General features: G+C 71.6%; 14 protein-coding genes and 1 tRNA gene. 12 read left to right on the top strand and 3 right to left on the bottom strand.

The genetic code is table 11. From position 1 onward, the window contains the following. Positions 1-7: 7 nt before the first annotated feature. The 11 genes from ACIBJF_RS19390 (at position 8) to htpX (ending at position 11,182) form a co-directional block, all read left to right on the top strand. The gene (locus ACIBJF_RS19390; RefSeq protein WP_351802279.1) at positions 8-427 is read left to right on the top strand and encodes an NADH-quinone oxidoreductase subunit A; all 420 of its coding nucleotides are present in this window, start codon (positions 8-10) and stop codon (positions 425-427) included. After that, the gene (locus tag ACIBJF_RS19385) at positions 418-1,014 is read left to right on the top strand and encodes an NADH-quinone oxidoreductase subunit B family protein (RefSeq protein WP_356307620.1); all 597 of its coding nucleotides are present in this window, start codon (positions 418-420) and stop codon (positions 1,012-1,014) included. Before ACIBJF_RS19390 ends, ACIBJF_RS19385 begins: the two co-directional genes overlap by 10 nt. After that, on the top strand, positions 1,011-2,468 hold the full coding sequence (locus ACIBJF_RS19380) for an NADH-quinone oxidoreductase subunit C (protein WP_399175057.1): 1,458 nt from the start codon (positions 1,011-1,013) through the stop codon (positions 2,466-2,468). The genes ACIBJF_RS19385 and ACIBJF_RS19380 overlap by 4 nt, the downstream gene beginning before the upstream one ends. Beyond that, positions 2,465-3,433 carry a complex I subunit 1 family protein gene (locus ACIBJF_RS19375; RefSeq protein WP_356307616.1) on the top strand — a complete coding sequence of 323 codons (969 nt, stop codon included), beginning with the start codon at positions 2,465-2,467 and terminating at the stop codon, positions 3,431-3,433. Before ACIBJF_RS19380 ends, ACIBJF_RS19375 begins: the two co-directional genes overlap by 4 nt. Further along, complete coding sequence (locus ACIBJF_RS19370) at positions 3,433-3,984, top strand: NuoI/complex I 23 kDa subunit family protein (RefSeq protein ID WP_399175055.1); 552 nt, start codon at positions 3,433-3,435, stop codon at positions 3,982-3,984. The genes ACIBJF_RS19375 and ACIBJF_RS19370 overlap by 1 nt, the downstream gene beginning before the upstream one ends. After that, a complete protein-coding gene (locus tag ACIBJF_RS19365) occupies positions 3,981-4,664 on the top strand; it encodes an NADH-quinone oxidoreductase subunit J (protein ID WP_399175053.1) in 684 nt (227 codons plus the stop codon). Before ACIBJF_RS19370 ends, ACIBJF_RS19365 begins: the two co-directional genes overlap by 4 nt. Next, complete coding sequence (gene nuoK, locus ACIBJF_RS19360) at positions 4,664-5,038, top strand: NADH-quinone oxidoreductase subunit NuoK (protein ID WP_153539358.1); 375 nt, start codon at positions 4,664-4,666, stop codon at positions 5,036-5,038. Before ACIBJF_RS19365 ends, nuoK begins: the two co-directional genes overlap by 1 nt. Then, positions 5,035-7,029 (top strand): NADH-quinone oxidoreductase subunit L, encoded by a 1,995-nt coding sequence (locus ACIBJF_RS19355; RefSeq protein WP_399175051.1) that lies wholly within the window; start codon positions 5,035-5,037, stop codon positions 7,027-7,029. Before nuoK ends, ACIBJF_RS19355 begins: the two co-directional genes overlap by 4 nt. A 6-nt stretch (positions 7,030-7,035) precedes the next feature. Further along, positions 7,036-8,610, top strand: coding sequence for an NADH-quinone oxidoreductase subunit M (locus ACIBJF_RS19350; protein WP_399175049.1), 1,575 nt, complete (start codon positions 7,036-7,038; stop codon positions 8,608-8,610). Then, entirely contained in the window at positions 8,607-10,127 is a 1,521-nt protein-coding gene (locus tag ACIBJF_RS19345; protein ID WP_399175048.1) for an NADH-quinone oxidoreductase subunit N, read from the top strand. Before ACIBJF_RS19350 ends, ACIBJF_RS19345 begins: the two co-directional genes overlap by 4 nt. A 191-nt stretch (positions 10,128-10,318) precedes the next feature. Then, the gene (htpX, locus tag ACIBJF_RS19340) at positions 10,319-11,182 is read left to right on the top strand and encodes a zinc metalloprotease HtpX (RefSeq protein WP_399175046.1); all 864 of its coding nucleotides are present in this window, start codon (positions 10,319-10,321) and stop codon (positions 11,180-11,182) included. Between the two features lie 471 nt (positions 11,183-11,653). Here htpX and ACIBJF_RS19335 read toward each other — a convergent pair whose 3' ends face one another. The 3 genes from ACIBJF_RS19335 to ACIBJF_RS19325 all read right to left on the bottom strand — a co-directional run bounded on the left by ACIBJF_RS19335 (position 11,654) and on the right by ACIBJF_RS19325 (position 14,178). Further along, positions 11,654-12,055 (bottom strand): YccF domain-containing protein, encoded by a 402-nt coding sequence (locus ACIBJF_RS19335; protein WP_351802257.1) that lies wholly within the window; start codon positions 12,053-12,055, stop codon positions 11,654-11,656. A gap of 204 nt (positions 12,056-12,259) precedes the next feature. Further along, entirely contained in the window at positions 12,260-13,513 is a 1,254-nt protein-coding gene (locus tag ACIBJF_RS19330; RefSeq protein WP_399175044.1) for an APC family permease, read from the bottom strand. Between the two features lie 176 nt (positions 13,514-13,689). Beyond that, positions 13,690-14,178, bottom strand: coding sequence for a YajQ family cyclic di-GMP-binding protein (locus ACIBJF_RS19325; protein WP_166001462.1), 489 nt, complete (start codon positions 14,176-14,178; stop codon positions 13,690-13,692). A 226-nt stretch (positions 14,179-14,404) separates the two neighbouring features. Here ACIBJF_RS19325 and ACIBJF_RS19320 point away from each other — a divergent pair. Then, a tRNA-Tyr gene (locus ACIBJF_RS19320) sits at positions 14,405-14,486 on the top strand. Positions 14,487-14,782: the final 296 nt, after the last annotated feature.

Genomic DNA, 14,782 nt, shown 5'->3' with positions numbered 1-14,782 from the left:
ACGGACGGTGCGGGAGACGCTGGGGGACTCGACGGCCGCCGCGGGGAACGTCATCGCGGCTGGCTACTTCCAGTCCTACTCGGTGGTGGGACTGCTCGCGCTCATCGGCGTGCTGTTCGTCGCGGTCGCCTTCGGCGCGGGCCGCCTGCTGCGCCCGGTCGTGCCGACACCCGAGAAACTCCTGACCTACGAGTGCGGCGTCGACCCGGTCGGCGAGGGCTGGGCCCACACCCAGGTCCGCTACTACGTCTACGCCTTCCTGTACGTGATCTTCGCTATCGACTCGATCTTCCTGTTCCCCTGGGCGACGGTCTTCGCCGCCCCCGGCTACGGCGCGACGACGCTCGTGGAGATGTTCGTCTTCCTCGGCTTCCTCGCCGTGGGCTTGCTGTACGCATACAAGAAGGGCGTCCTGGCATGGACGTGACCCCCACACCTGTGTCGCTCCCGGAGCCGAAGCGGCTGGGCACGCTCGCCCGCCTGGCCCCCGAGCCGATGAAGGTGGTCCTGAACTGGGGCCGCCGCTACTCGCTCTGGGTCTTCAACTTCGGCCTCGCCTGCTGCGCGATCGAGTTCATCGCCGCGTCGATGGCCCGCCACGACTTCATCCGCCTCGGCGTGATCCCGTTCGCACCCGGGCCGCGCCAGGCCGACCTGATGGTCGTCTCGGGCACGGTCACGGACAAGATGGCCCCGGCCGTCAAGCGCCTGTACGAGCAGATGCCCGAGCCGAAGTACGTCATCTCCTTCGGCGCCTGCTCCAACTGCGGCGGCCCCTACTGGGACTCCTACTCCGTCACCAAGGGCGTCGACCAGATCATCCCGGTGGACGTGTACGTCCCCGGCTGCCCGCCGCGCCCCGAGGCACTGTTGCAGGGCATCCTCAAGCTCCAGGAGAAGATCGCCCGCGAGTCGCTGGGGGAGCGGTACGGCCACTCCCGCCCGTCCGCGGCCGCCCTGACCAGCGACCTGGTGAAGCCGCCCGCCCCTGCTGGTGAGGGGGACGGGCGATGAGCACGGTCGGCTGGCTGCCCGCCCCGGTCGAGGACCTCTTCGGTACGGACGCCACGGCCGAGGAGTCGTACAACCTCCTCACCGTGGACGTACCGCCGTCCTCCTGGCTCACCGCCCTGGAGACGGCCCGTACGACCCTGGGCTGCACCTACTTCGACTGGCTGAGCGCGGTCGACGAACCGGGCACGGGTTTCCGCGTCTCCGCCCACGTCGTCGCCCTGGGCCCGGTCCGCCGCCTCCTCGTCCGCACGACCGTCCCGCACGAGGCGCCGACCCTGCCCTCCGCCGTCGGCGTCTACGCGGGGGCCGCCTGGCACGAGCGCGAGACCCACGAGATGTTCGGCGTGGTGTTCGAGGGTCACCCCGGCCTGGAGCACCTGCTCCTCCCGGAGACCTTCGAGGGCCACCCGCTGCGCAAGGACTTCGTCCTCGCCGCGCGTGTCGCCAAGGCCTGGCCCGGCGCCAAGGAGCCCGGCGAATCCGAGCACGGCGGCCCGAAGCGTCGCCAGATGCTTCCCCCGGGCGTACCGGACCCCAACGAGTGGGGCCCCCTGAAGGGCCAGCTGCCCCCTGCCCCGGCCCGCCCCGCACGGGGCGCGGGCCGCGCGGCGGGCGAACGCCCGGCGGCTGCTCGCGCAGGCGCGGCCGGAGACCGCCCGGTACGACGGACCCGCACGGCGGCACAGGGCTCGGCGAGCCAGGCGCCGCAGGCCGCCTCTACCGAGCCGACGGGCGAGGCTGCCGCGGCCACCGGGGGCGTGGGTGCTGCCGGTGCCCGGCCGCGGCGGACGCGGAGCGCGAGCGAGGGCTCGGTGAGCCAGACGCGGCCCCCTCAGGACGCGGCCGAACTCGAGCAGACCGCCGCCGAGGGCGACGCGACCCGTGCAGCGGCGGCGGAAGGCCCGGCTGCCGAGGCCTCTGTGGCCCACGAGCCCGGCCTCGCCCCGGCCCGCCCCCGCCGCGCCCGCAGCGCCTCAGAAGGCTCGGCCTCACAGCGAGCCCAGGCTCCGGAACCGACGGCACCGGCCACGGACGAGCCGACGGAAGCGGCTACGGGTGAGTCGGCGGCACCGGACAGCGCCGCTCGTCCCGCCCGCCGGAGCACGGCCCCGCGCAGCTCGGACGCCCCGTGGCACCACGCCCGTCCGGCCTTCGAGGAGCCCGAACAGGCACAGGAGGAACCGGGGCGGACCGATGCGGGGCCCGAGCAGGCGACGAGGGAACCTGAGCGGACGTCTGCCGAACCCGAGCGGAGCACCGCCGAGCCTGGGCAGACCCCCGAACAGGCCTCCGCCGAACCCGCCCAGGCCCCTGCCGAACCCGAGCAGACCGAGCAGCAACCCGAACGGGCCGCCGGCACCGGTGACGACCCCGCCGCCGGCGACGAGCCCGCCACCCCCGGCAACCCCGAACCCGAGCCCAACGACGACAACCCCACGGGAGGCCCGCAGTGAACGGCGCCTTGGACGTCGCCCTGCGACTCCTGGTCGTGTTCGTCGTCTTCCTCACCTTCCCGCTGATCGTCGGTCAGACCGAGCACAAGGTGATGGCGCACATGCAGGGCCGCCTCGGCCCGATGTACGCGGGCGGCTTCCACGGCTGGGCGCAGCTCATCGCGGACGGCGTGAAGTTCGCGCAGAAGGAGGACGTGGTCCCGGCCGGCGCCGACCGCCGCGTCTTCCAGCTCGCCCCCGCCGTGGCCCTGCTGCCGTACCTCCTCGTGCTGCTCGCCATCCCGATCGGCCCCGGCGAGGGCGCCGTCGGCCAGGTCCTGGACGCGGGCGTGTTCTTCGTGCTCGCGGTGATGGGCGTCGGCGTGCTCGGCTCGCTCATGGCCGGCTGGGCCAGCGCGAACAAGTTCTCCCTGCTCGGCGGCCTGCGCACGGCCGCCCAGCTGCTCGCCTACGAGCTGCCGATGCTGCTCGCCGCCGCCTCGGTGGCGATGGCGGCGGGCACGGTCTCCCTGCCCGGCATCCTGCATGGCTTCCACTGGTGGTGGGTGCCCTGGCAGATCGTCGGCGCGGTCGTCTTCTTCGTCGCGGGACTCGCCGAGCTGCAGCGCCCGCCGTTCGACATGCCCGTGGCCGACTCGGAGATCATCTTCGGCGCGTACACCGAGTACACCGGTCTGCGGTTCGCACTGTTCCTCCTCGCCGAGTACGCCGGGATCGTCGTCCTGTGCGGCCTGACCACCGTCCTCTTCCTGGGCGGCTGGCACGGCCCGTGGGGCCACGACGGCCTGGGCTGGCTGTGGACCCTGCTGAAGACCGCGATCCTCGCCTTCCTCGTCATCTGGCTGCGCGTCACCTACCCGCGCCTGCGCGAGGACCAGCTCCAGAAGCTGTCCTGGACCCTCCTCGTCCCCCTCTCCCTCGCCCAGATCGCCCTCACCGGCATCGTCAAGGTGGTGATCTCCTAGTGGCTCCGATCCCCGGCTCCGGCCTTGCCAAGGGCCTGGCCGTCACCCTCCGCACGATGACCAGGAAGACGGTCACCGAGCAGTACCCGGACGCCCAGCCCGAACTGCCGCCCCGCACGCGTGGCGTGATCGGCCTGTTCGAGGAGAACTGCACGGTCTGCATGCTCTGCGCCCGTGAGTGCCCGGACTGGTGCATCTACATCGACTCCCACAAGGAGACCGTCCCGCCCGCCGCCCCCGGCGGCCGCGAGCGCAGCCGCAACGTCCTCGACCGGTTCGCCATCGACTTCTCCCTGTGCATGTACTGCGGTATCTGCATCGAGGTGTGTCCTTTCGACGCGCTGTTCTGGTCCCCGGAGTTCGAGTACGCCGAGACCGACATCCGCGACCTCACCCACGAGCGGGACAAGCTCCGCGAGTGGATGTGGACCGTCCCGGCCCCGCCGGCCCTCGACCCCGCCGCCGAGGAGCCGAAGGAGATCGCCGCCGCCCGCAAGACCGCCGAGAAGCTGGCGGCCGCTCAGGCCGAACCTGGGGAGGGCACGGCATGACCCTCACCTCGACCCTGAGCCTCGCCGCGGGTCACCCCGGCGTGGACCTCGCCGCGGCCTCGCCCGGCTTCCTGTCCCCGACCGGCGTCGAAATCGCCTTCCTCCTCGTCGGCCTGGTCACCTTCGGCGCCGCGCTGGTCACCGTCACCACCCGCCAGCTGGTGCACGCCGCCCTCTGGCTCGTGGTCGCGCTCGGCGGTCTCGCCGTGGAGTACCTGCTGCTCACGGCCGAGTTCATCGCCTGGGTGCAGGTCCTGATCTACGTCGGTTCCGTCGTCGTCCTCCTGCTGTTCGGTCTGATGCTCACCAAGGCCCCCATCGGCCGCTCCCCGGACGCCGACTCCGGCAACCGCTGGGCCGCCCTGGCCGTCGCGGTCGCCGCCGCCGTCGCCCTGGTCTGGGTGGTCGTCGACGCCTTCCGCACCACCTGGATCGACCTGAACGGCCCGGCCGCCGGCTCCACCCGGGTCACCGGCGAGAGCCTCTTCCGGAACTGGGTGCTGCCCTTCGAGGCGCTGTCCGTCCTGCTCCTCGCGGCCCTGGTCGGCGCGATCGTCCTGTCCCGCAAGGCGAAGGCGGAGTCGAACCCTCCCCGTGTGAACTCCCGAGGCATCACCGAGAGTTCCCCCTCCGTCACGGATTCCGGAATTCACCCGGTCGAGCAGGAAGGCGCCCGCTGATGCACCTCGCCTACCCGGCCGTCCTCTCCGCCCTCCTGTTCTGCACCGGCCTGTACGGCGTCCTCGCCCGCCGCAACGCGATCCTGGTCCTGATGTCGGTCGAGCTGATGCTCAACGCCGTCAACCTCAACCTCGTCGCCTTCGACGTGTGGCTCAGCCGGGCCGCGAAGGACACCCTGCACTCCGGCCAGGCGCTGACCCTGTTCACCATCACCATCGCCGCCGCCGAGATCGGCATCGGCCTGGCGATCGTGCTCGCCGTCTACCGCAACCGCGGCACCTCCGACATCGACAAGCTCCGCGACACCGCCGAGGGCCCCGGCACCGAGGGACCGGGCTCCTCCGCGGCCGAGAAGGCTGAGGCCACCGCGTGACCACGACTACCCTCGCCGCCCTCGTCCCCCTTCTGCCGTTCCTCGGCGCCGCGGGCGGACTGCTGCTCGGCCGCACCGCGCCCGGGTTCGTCCGCCCGCTCGCCGTGCTGCCGCCGCTGGCCTCGCTCGCGCTGGCCGCGATCGTCGCCGCGCGCCAGGGCGGCGGACCGGCCATCACCGCCCACACCGAGCTGACGCCCACCGGCTCGGTCCCGATCGAGCTGGCCCTGTACATCGACGGCTTCGCCGCGCTCGTCGCGATCCTGGTGGCGTTCGTCGCGGCCTGCGTGCAGATCTACTCGACCGGCTATCTGCGCGACGACCCGCGCTACCCCTCCTACGCCGCCCTCGTCTCCCTGTTCACCTCCGCGATGCTCCTGGTCGTCTACTCCGGTGACCTGATCGTGCTGCTGGTCGGCTGGGAAGTCATGGGTATCTGCTCCTACTTCCTGGTCGGCCACTACTGGGAGACCCCCGAGGCCCGCGCCGCCTCCCTGAAGGCCTTCCTGGTCACCAAGCTCGGCGACGTGCCGTTCCTCATCGGGCTGTTCGCGCTCGCCACCGACGCCGGTTCGTTCCGGATCACGCGCGTCCTCGGCGCCGTCGCGAGCGGCAACCTGCACCATCCGACGGTGGTCGCCCTGCTGCTCCTCGCGGGCGTCGCGGGCAAGTCGGCACAGTTCCCGCTGCACACCTGGCTCCCGGACGCGATGGCGGGCCCCACGCCCGTCTCGGCGCTGATCCACGCCGCGACGATGGTCGCCGCCGGCGTCTACTTCGTCGCCCGTCTCCTTCCGGTCTTCGAGGCCTCCCAGGCCGCGATGCTCGTGCTCGCCGTCATGGCCGCCGTCACGATGGCCGGCTCCGGTCTCGCCGCGCTCGCCCAGGACGACATCAAGCGCGTCCTCGCCTACTCGACGATCGGCCAGCTCGGCTACATGACCGGCGCCCTGGCCGTCGGCGACCGCGGTGCCGCCGTCTTCCACCTCCTGTCCCACGGCGCCTTCAAGGCGCTGCTGTTCCTCGCGGCCGGCGTGATCATCCACGCCGCCGGCACCAACTCGCTGGCCGCCATGTCCCGCATGCACGGGCTGCGCGACCGGGTCCCGGACGCCTACTGGACGATGACCGTGGCACTCCTCGCGCTCGCCGCGATCCCGCCGTTCAGCGGCTTCTTCTCCAAGGAGTCCGTCCTCGGCGCCGCCGAGCACGCGGCCGACGGCGGCACCCTGCACGTGCCGGGCGCGGCCGGCTGGATCGTCCTCGTCGCCGGTCTGGTCACCGCGCTGCTCACCGCCGCCTACGCGACCCGGCTGTGGCTGCTGGCCTTCCGCGGCCGGGGCGCCGAGGCCCCCGACCACGGCCGCCAGCCGCTGACGATGACCGTGGTGCTGTGGATCCTCGCCGTGCCGTCCCTGGCCTTCGGCGGGCTCGCCTACCGCTCGCTGCCCGGCTGGTTCGACGGCCGCGACCTGACCCCGACCCTGCTCACCTCCATCCTCGGCACGGGCCTCGCCGTGGTCGGAGGACTGCTCACCTACGGCGCCTGGCAGCGCACCACCCAGCTCGCCGCCCGGGTCCCGCTGGGCGCGGTCGCCGCCCATCCGGAGGAGGACGCCGGGCTGGTCGAGGCCGAGGCCATCACCACCCACGAGCCCGCCTACGGCGACATCGCCTACGCACCCGACCCCGCGGACCCGGCACGGCTGCTGCTCGGCCCGCTGCGCCGCCACGCGGCCGTCGGCTTCCACCTGGACGCCGTATACGCGGCACTGTTCGTCCGCCCCGTCCAGGCCGGAGCGAGCCTCGTCCGGTTCCTCGACCGCGAGGTCGTCGACACCTACGTACACGGCGCGGCCGCCCTGCCCCGGCTGCTCGGGGCAGCCGTACGGCGGGCGCAGACCGGCAATGTGCAGACCTATGTGAGCGCGCTGCTCGCCGGCACCGTCGTCCTGGCGGTCGCCGTCGTCCTCGTCGCCACGGGAGCGTGAGCAGGCGTGATCGATATCAACGAGTCCGTGATGCAGTTCCTTCTGGCATTCGTCGTCGTCGGCCCGCTCCTCGGCGCCGTCGCCGCTCTCCTCCCGGCCCCGCCCGGACTGAAGGGGAAGTCGCCCGAGCAGGCCGTGCTGCGGCACGGCGTGACCGTGACCGGCGCGATCCTCATCGCCGCGATCGTCCTGGCGCTCGGCTTCGACCACGACCATCCGTCGAAGATGCAAGCCACGACCGACATCAGCTGGATCCCCGCACTCGACGTGCGGATCCACCTCGGCATCGACGGCATCTCCCTCCCCCTGGTCGTCCTGACCGCGCTGCTGACCTTCCTCTGCGCGCTGTACTCCTACTTCAAGCCGCCCGCGGGCGGCTCCCCGAAGGCGTTCGTCGCGCTGCTGCTCCTGCTCGAGTCCGGCACCCTCGCCACCTTCGCCGTCCTCGATCTGCTGCTGTTCTTCCTCGCGTTCGAGATGGTGCTCATCCCGATGTACTTCCTCATCGCCCGCTGGGGCGGCGAGGGCCGGACCCGGGCCGCGTGGAAGTTCATCCTGTTCACGCTGCTCGGCTCCGTGGTCATGCTGCTCGGCCTGCTCCTGATCGGGCTCAAGGCGGGCACGTTCGACATGGTGGCACTCGCCACTGACAACGGCCGGTCGCTGACCGCGTCCGTGCAGGTCATCGCCGTTCTGGCGATCGGGATCGGGCTCGCCGTGAAGTCGCCGATGTGGCCGCTGCACAGCTGGCTGCCCGACGCCCACACCGCCGCCCCGACCGTCGGCTCGGTCCTGCTGGCCGGTGTCCTGCTCAAGATGGGCACGTACGGGTTCGTCCGGATCCTGCTGCCGGTCGCACCGCACGGCTTCCACACCTTCGCGCCGTATCTCGCCGCGTTCGCCGTCGTCGGGATCATCTACGGGTCCCTGGCTTGCCTGGCCCTGGCCAAGCGGGGCGCGAAGGGCGATCTCAAGCGGCTGATCGCCTACTCCTCGGTCGGTCACATGGGCTTCGTCCTGCTGGGCGTCGCCACCATGACCCCGACCGGCGTCAACGGCGCCCTGTTCGCCAACATCGCCCACGGCCTCATCACCGGCCTCCTCTTCTTCCTGGTCGGCGCGCTGAAGGACCGCACTGGCAGCACCGACCTCGACACCCTTGCCGAGGAGACGGGAGCCGCGCTGTACGGCAAGGCCCCGCGCCTCGGCGGTCTCCTCGCGTTCGGCGCGGTCGCCTCGCTCGGGCTGCCCGGGCTCGCCGGGTTCTGGGGCGAGATGCTGGCCCTGTTCGGCGCGTTCAAGCCCGCCGCCGACCTCAGCCGGCCGGCCTTCCTCACCTTCATGGCGATCGGCGCGTTCGGCACCCTGCTGACGGCCGCGTACATGCTGATCGTGGTCCGCCGCGTCTGCATGGGCGAAGTCGAACAGGAAGTCCCGAAACTCGCCGACGTCCACGGCTACGAGTTCGCCGCCTGGACCCCGCTCGTCGCCCTCACCGTCGCCGCCGGACTGTGGCCGAGGGCGCTGCTCGGCCTGACCGACCCGGCCGTGCACCAGCTTCTCGCAGGAGGCACCCGATGAGCGCCCAGCCCCTCGCCGAGTCGCTGGTCCAGTCCGTCGACTGGCTCGCCGTCGCCCCGCCGACCATCGCCGCCGCGGTCGCACTCGTCGTCCTGGTCGCCGACCTGTTCCTGCCCGAGGCCGGCAAGGCCGTCCTCGGCTGGGTATCGGTCGCCGGACTCGCCGTGGCCACGCTGATGCTGCTGCCCCTCCTGGACGGCGACCGCAGCACCTTCTGCCTGACGGGCGGTGGTACGCGCGCGTGCAGCTACACCGCCGACCACTTCACGCTCGTCATCCAGTTCCTGTCCCTCGGCGGCGCCCTGCTCACGGCCCTGCTGTCGGTCACCAACCTCAGGGACGACGAGCGGCGCGTCCCGCCGGGCGAGTTCTGGTTCCTGCTGCTGTCCTCCGCGGCCGGCGCCGCCCTGCTGCCCGCCGCCCGCGACCTGGCCACCCTGATCGTCGCCCTGGAGGTCGCCTCCCTGCCCGCCTTCGCCCTCGTCGGCATCCGGCACGGCGACGAGCGGTCCTCCGAGGCCGCCCTGAAGTTCTTCCTGTCCTCGGTGACGGCCACCGCCGTCAGCCTGATGGGCGTCAGCTTCGTCTACGCCTCCACAGGCACCCTCTACCTCACCCAGGTCGCCCAGCGCCTGCCACACGTCGGCGGACAGCTGCACACACTCGCCCAGGCGGGTGTCGTCCTCACTCTGATCGGCTTCGCGTTCAAGACGGCCGCCGTGCCCTTCCACTTCTGGGTGCCCGACACCTACGTCGGCGCGCCGCTGCCCGTCGCCGCCTATCTGTCGGTCGTCGGCAAGGCGGTCGGCTTCTCCGGGCTGATCCTCGTCACGGTCGTCGCGTTCCCGTCGTACGCCGACGTCTGGGGCCCCGCGCTCGCCGCCCTGGCCGCGCTCACCATGACCGTCGGCAACGTCGGCGCCCTGCGCCAGCAGGCCACGCGCGCGTACAGCGCCGTACGGCTGCTCGCCTGGTCCTCCGTCGGCCAGGCCGGCTACCTGCTGGTGCCGATCGCCGCCGCCGGCTACGCCAGGGACCCACAGAAGGCGATCGGCTCCACCGTGGCCTACGCGCTGATGTACGGCGCCGTGAACCTGGGCGCGTTCGCGGTGGCCGCCGTGGTGGGCCGTAGCCGCGCCCTGAACCGGATCAGCGACTACCGGGGCCTGTACGCCGCCAACCCGCTCACCGCGCTGCTGCTGGCGTTCTTCCTGCTGTGCCTGGCCGGCCTGCCGCCGGGCGTCATCGGGCTGTTCGCCAAGGTCACCGTGTTCTCGGCGGCCGTCGACGCGGGCCTCGGCTGGCTCGCCGTCGTCATGGCCGTCAACGTGGTGATCGCCCTCTTCTACTACCTGCAGTGGACGGCCCTGCTGTTCCGCGCCCCCGAGGGCGAACCCGCCCGGCACCGCGTCCCGGCCCCCCTCACGGCCGCCCTCGCCCTCACCGGCGTACTCGGCGTCGCTCTGTCCGGAGCACCGCAGCTGGTCCTGCGTTTCGCGGCCACCGGACTGTTCTGAGGCATCGGCCACGCGCGCGTGGGGCACCCGTAGCCTCCACGCGCGCGTGGCCGTACGCGCCCCGTCACCCGTACGGCCCGACGCGCAGCCGCATCCACCAGGGAACTCGCAGCCGCCGCCTGGCGTTGTCACAAGCGGGAGGGTCCACTGGACCAAAGTGTTCCCCAGCTGCACGACTTGGAGGGCGCACGGTGCACCGCCGGCACAACGGGCTCAGGACCGCAGTACTCCTCGGGGGACTGTCCGCACTCATCATCGTCATCGGCAGCTTCTTCGGCCGCACCGGCCTGATCGTCGCGGTCCTGGTGGCCCTCGGCACGAACGCGTACGCGTACTGGAACAGCGACAAGCTGGCGCTGCGCGCGATGCGGGCCCGTCCGGTCAGCGAGTTCGAGGCCCCGGCGCTGTACCGCATGGTCCGCGAGCTGTCCACGCAGGCCCGCCAGCCCATGCCCCGCCTGTACATCTCGCCCACCGAGGCCCCCAACGCCTTCGCCACGGGCCGCAACCCGCGCAACGCGGCCGTGTGCTGCACCGAGGGGATCCTGCGCCTGCTGGACGAGCGCGAGCTGCGGGGCGTCATCGGCCACGAACTCAGCCACGTCTACAACCGGGACATCCTGATCTCCTCGGTCGCCGGCGCGCTCGCCTCGGTGATCATGTTCCTGGTGAACTTCGCCTGGCTGATCCCGGTCGGCCGCTCGGACGACGACGACGGCCCCGGCCTGCTCGGCCTGCTCCTGATCATGATCCTCGGCCCGCTCGCCGCGTCCCTCATCCAGCTGGCCATCAGCCGCTCCCGCGAGTACGAGGCGGACGCTTCCGGCGCCCAGCTCACCGGCGACCCGCTGGCCCTCGCCAGTGCCCTGCACAAGCTGGAGGTCGGCACCCAGCAGCTCCCGCTGCCCCCCGAGCCGCGGATCGAGACCGCCAGCCACATGATGATCGCGAACCCGTTCCGCGCGGGCCAGGGCCTGACCAAGATGTTCTCCACGCACCCGCCGATGGCGGACCGCATCGCCCGGCTGGAGAAGATGGCAGGTCACCACCGGTGAAGGTCCGCCGTCCCGGTATGTCCCGGTAAGGCAGGAGCCCGCGGGCCGGGCCGCGTGTCCCCGACCGACGCCATGCGGAGTGGGATGGAGCGGCTCGCCGAGTTGCTGGGGCGAACCCAGGAGTCGGTTTCGGCGCTGAGACCGACCGACGGGGGCGGGAAGCCGAAGTCGTGGAGCCGGGCGTGTGCCGGAGACGAGCGGTGTCATGGCCGTCTGCCAGGACGTACTCCACCGCCGCGGCAGGCTCCCACAGGGCACGGTGGACACCGGGGAGACGGTGGTTCCGAGGACGAGCCCCGCTGACCGCCCGTCCCCCGATCGGCTGCGCGAGGTTCGATGACCCAGATGCCGCTGCACGACCGGACGGCCGAACTGCGGGATTGCTACGGCCTCACCCTGGCCGACCGCAACATCGACCTCGGGCCGCTGGGCATGCTGCCTCCGCCGTGACCAGCGGCCGGCGCGGGGAGATCAGCGCCCGGCGAAACCCTGGTCCGACGGCACCACCTCACGCCCGAGCGGCATGAGGGAGATCGGGATGAGTTTGAGGTTCGCCCAGCCGAAGGGGATCCCGATGATCGACAGGAACAGGGGGATGCTCGTGATCAGGTGGCCCAGCGCCAGCCACCATCCCGCGAAGATCACCCAGATCACGTTGCCGATGAAGGAGCCCGCCCCCGCGCCCGGGCGGTCCACGGTGGTCCGGCCGAACGGCCACAGGACGAAGCCGGCGATGCGCAGCGACGCGATGCCGAACGGGATGGTGACGATCAGGACGAAGCAGATCAGGGCGGCGATGAGATAGCCGATCGCCATCCAGAAGCCGCAGAAGACGAGCCACAGGATGTTGAGCAGCAGGTTGAACACCTTCATGATCGGTACCTCTCCAGGTCGCTCCGCCGGCATGCCCGCTGCCACAAGTATCAGCGTGTCAGCGCGTTCGGGCAGACCCGCAGCATCACTGTGGCGTGATCGGGAACGTTCGGAGACGACCCCGTTCGGCAGGGCCGGCTGCCGGCTGAGCGGGCCGGTGGAAAGGAGGCACTACGCGCGCGTGCCGACGCGGCTGACGAGACGTCACTCGGTGTGGCGCCGCCGCGCCCGTCGTCGTACGCCGTAGGCCGCCACGCCCACCGCGAGCACGCCCGTCCCCACGGCCACCGAGACGGCGGGCAGCGCGAACGCCAGCGTGGCGCAGCCCAGCAGGCCCACCGCGGGCCCCGCGCGGGCCGACGGGGCCGGACTCAGGGTCCACGCGGCGGCGTTGGCGACGGCGTAGTAGGCGAGCACGCCGAAGGAGGAGAAGCCGATCGCACCGCGTACGTCGACCGTCGCGGCCAGTACGGCGACCACCGCGCCCACGGCGAGCTCCGCCCGGTGCGGCACCTGGAAACGCGGGTGCACGGCCGCCAGCGCCCCTGGCAGATGCCCGTCCCGGGCCATGGCGAGCGTCGTACGGGACACGCCGAGGATCAGCGCGAGCAGCGAGCCGAGCGCCGCCACCGCCGCCCCGACCCGCACGACCGGCACGAGTCCCGGTACGCCGGCCGCCCGTACCGCGTCGGTCAGCGGCGCTGCCGCGTGCCCGAGCCGGTCCGCGCCGAGGACGGCGAGCACCGCGACGGCCACGCACGCGTACACCACAAGTGCGATCCCCAGGGCCAGCGGGATGGCACGCGGAATCGTGCGCGCCGGATCCCGCACCTCCTCCCCGAGCGTCGCGATACGCGCGTACCCGGCGAACGCGAAGAACAGCAGCCCCGCCGCCTGGAGCACCCCGCCCGCGCCCGACGACAGCCCGATGTCCAGCCGCCCGGCGTCGGCCTGCCCGGAGGCCAGGCACACGACCACCACGGCCGCGAGCACGGTCAGCACCACCGCCACGATCACGCGCGTCAGCCACGCCGACTTGTGGATCCCGCCGTAGTTCACGGCCGTCAGGGCCACCACGGCCGCGACCGCCACCGCATGCGCCTGCCCCGGCCAGATGTAGGCGCCCACGGTGAGCGCCATGGCCGCGCAGGACGCCGTCTTGCCGACCACGAACGCCCAGCCCGCGAGATAGCCCCAGAAGGGGCCCAGCCGTTCCCGTCCGTACACGTACGTCCCGCCGGAGGCCGGGTAGCGGGCGGCGAGTCGGGCCGAGGACATGGCGTTGCAGTAGGCCACCACGGCCGCGAGCGCCAGCCCGGGCAGCAGCGCCGATCCGGCCGCGCGCGCGGCGGGCCCCAGGGCGGAGAAGACGCCGGCTCCGACCATCGAGCCGAGGCCGACGACCACGGCGTCCCGCACGCCGAGGGTGCGTCGCAGTGCGGTGCCGGAAGTTGTCATGCGCCGCACCCTACTGAGCGCCGGAACCGGGTGGTCGGCCGTCGGCGTCTTCCTCGTCGACAGGCCACGAACACGCCGTCGACAGGCAGTGAACGTGCCCGACGACAGCACGGAAGGGCGGGCACCGCTCGGGGGCGCCCGCCCTTCCGTGCTGTCGCAAATGTCCTGCCGGTGTCTTACCGGTAGTTCACGAACTGCAGCGCGAAGTCGAAGTCCTTGCCCTTCAGCAGCGCGATCACGGCTTGCAGGTCGTCACGGCTCTTGGAGGAGACGCGCAGTTCGTCCCCCTGCACCTGGGCCTTCACGCCCTTCGGGCCCTCGTCACGAATGATCTTCGCCACCTTCTTCGCGTTCTCCTGGGAGATGCCCTCCTGGATCGACGCGAAGATCTTGTACTCCTTGCCGGACAACTGGGGCTCGCCCGCGTCCAGTGCCTTCAGCGAGATACCACGCTTGATCAGCTTGGACTGGAAGACGTCGAGGACAGCCTTCACCCGGTCCTCGGAGTTCGCCTCCATGAGGATCTTGTCCCCGGACCACGAGATCGAGGCACCCACGCCCTTGAAGTCGTAGCGCTGCGAGATCTCCTTGGCGGCCTGGTTGAGGGCGTTGTCGACCTCCTGCCGCTCGACCTTCGAGACGATGTCGAAACTGGAGTCGGCCATGTCCTGTGGCTCCTTGTATCGGGGTGACTATCGGGTGCGTGCCGGCGTGCGCGGCGGCGGCCGCCGGGCCCGGCATGAGACCGGGCCGCATCCGCACCAGCCTAGCCACCCCACGAGCCGAGGGGCGGAGATCAATCGGGTGGCGAAGCACCCCCGTGTATCGGGTATTGTTTACGTCGTCGCCAGGGGGCACCGCCGAAAAGCGGTTCGATCTGGTGGCCAACCCGGCGGTGTGCCCGAGCGGCCAAAGGGAGCAGACTGTAAATCTGCCGGTTCTACCTTCCCAGGTTCGAATCCTGGCGCCGCCACAGTAACGTGAATCAGCCCCTGACCAGCAAGTTTGGTCGGGGGCTGATCTCGTCTACGGCTACCGCGAGTCTCCGTGATTCCCCGCGGTTCCCCCCTCGATCTGGCACGCTCGTGGCACGGCTCGGTGACCTTGATCACGCGGTCGGCGGAATGACCCAGTCAAGCGCCGCCGTGTTCGGATCCTGGAGCACTAGTAGATTGTCGCGGCTTAATTTTGCTGTGTGGTTGGGTAGAGGTGGCGCAGTTTCACGCGTGCGTCGTCGGTGGTGAAGTGCCAGTCGACTTGGCGCTGGTT

Origin of the sequence: Streptomyces sp. NPDC050743 (assembly GCF_044456925.1) — a bacterium.
Classification (GTDB): Bacteria; Actinomycetota; Actinomycetes; order Streptomycetales; family Streptomycetaceae; genus Streptomyces.
The sequence above is the reverse complement of the archived record's forward strand: the minus strand, read 5'-3'. Positions and strand labels throughout refer to the sequence as shown.

What these genes read in the sequence shown, in the direction of transcription:
- ACIBJF_RS19345 (WP_399175048.1), top strand. Translation starts at nt 8,607, where the DNA reads ATGAGCGCCCAGCCCCTCGCCGAGTCGCTGGTCCAGTCCGTCGACTGG.
- ACIBJF_RS19365 (WP_399175053.1), top strand. Translation starts at nt 3,981, where the DNA reads ATGACCCTCACCTCGACCCTGAGCCTCGCCGCGGGTCACCCCGGCGTG.
- ACIBJF_RS19325 (WP_166001462.1), bottom strand. Translation starts at nt 14,178, where the DNA reads ATGGCCGACTCCAGTTTCGACATCGTCTCGAAGGTCGAGCGGCAGGAG.
- ACIBJF_RS19385 (WP_356307620.1), top strand. Translation starts at nt 418, where the DNA reads ATGGACGTGACCCCCACACCTGTGTCGCTCCCGGAGCCGAAGCGGCTG.
- ACIBJF_RS19330 (WP_399175044.1), bottom strand. Translation starts at nt 13,513, where the DNA reads ATGACAACTTCCGGCACCGCACTGCGACGCACCCTCGGCGTGCGGGAC.
- nuoK (WP_153539358.1), top strand. Translation starts at nt 4,664, where the DNA reads ATGCACCTCGCCTACCCGGCCGTCCTCTCCGCCCTCCTGTTCTGCACC.
- ACIBJF_RS19380 (WP_399175057.1), top strand. Translation starts at nt 1,011, where the DNA reads ATGAGCACGGTCGGCTGGCTGCCCGCCCCGGTCGAGGACCTCTTCGGT.
- ACIBJF_RS19335 (WP_351802257.1), bottom strand. Translation starts at nt 12,055, where the DNA reads ATGAAGGTGTTCAACCTGCTGCTCAACATCCTGTGGCTCGTCTTCTGC.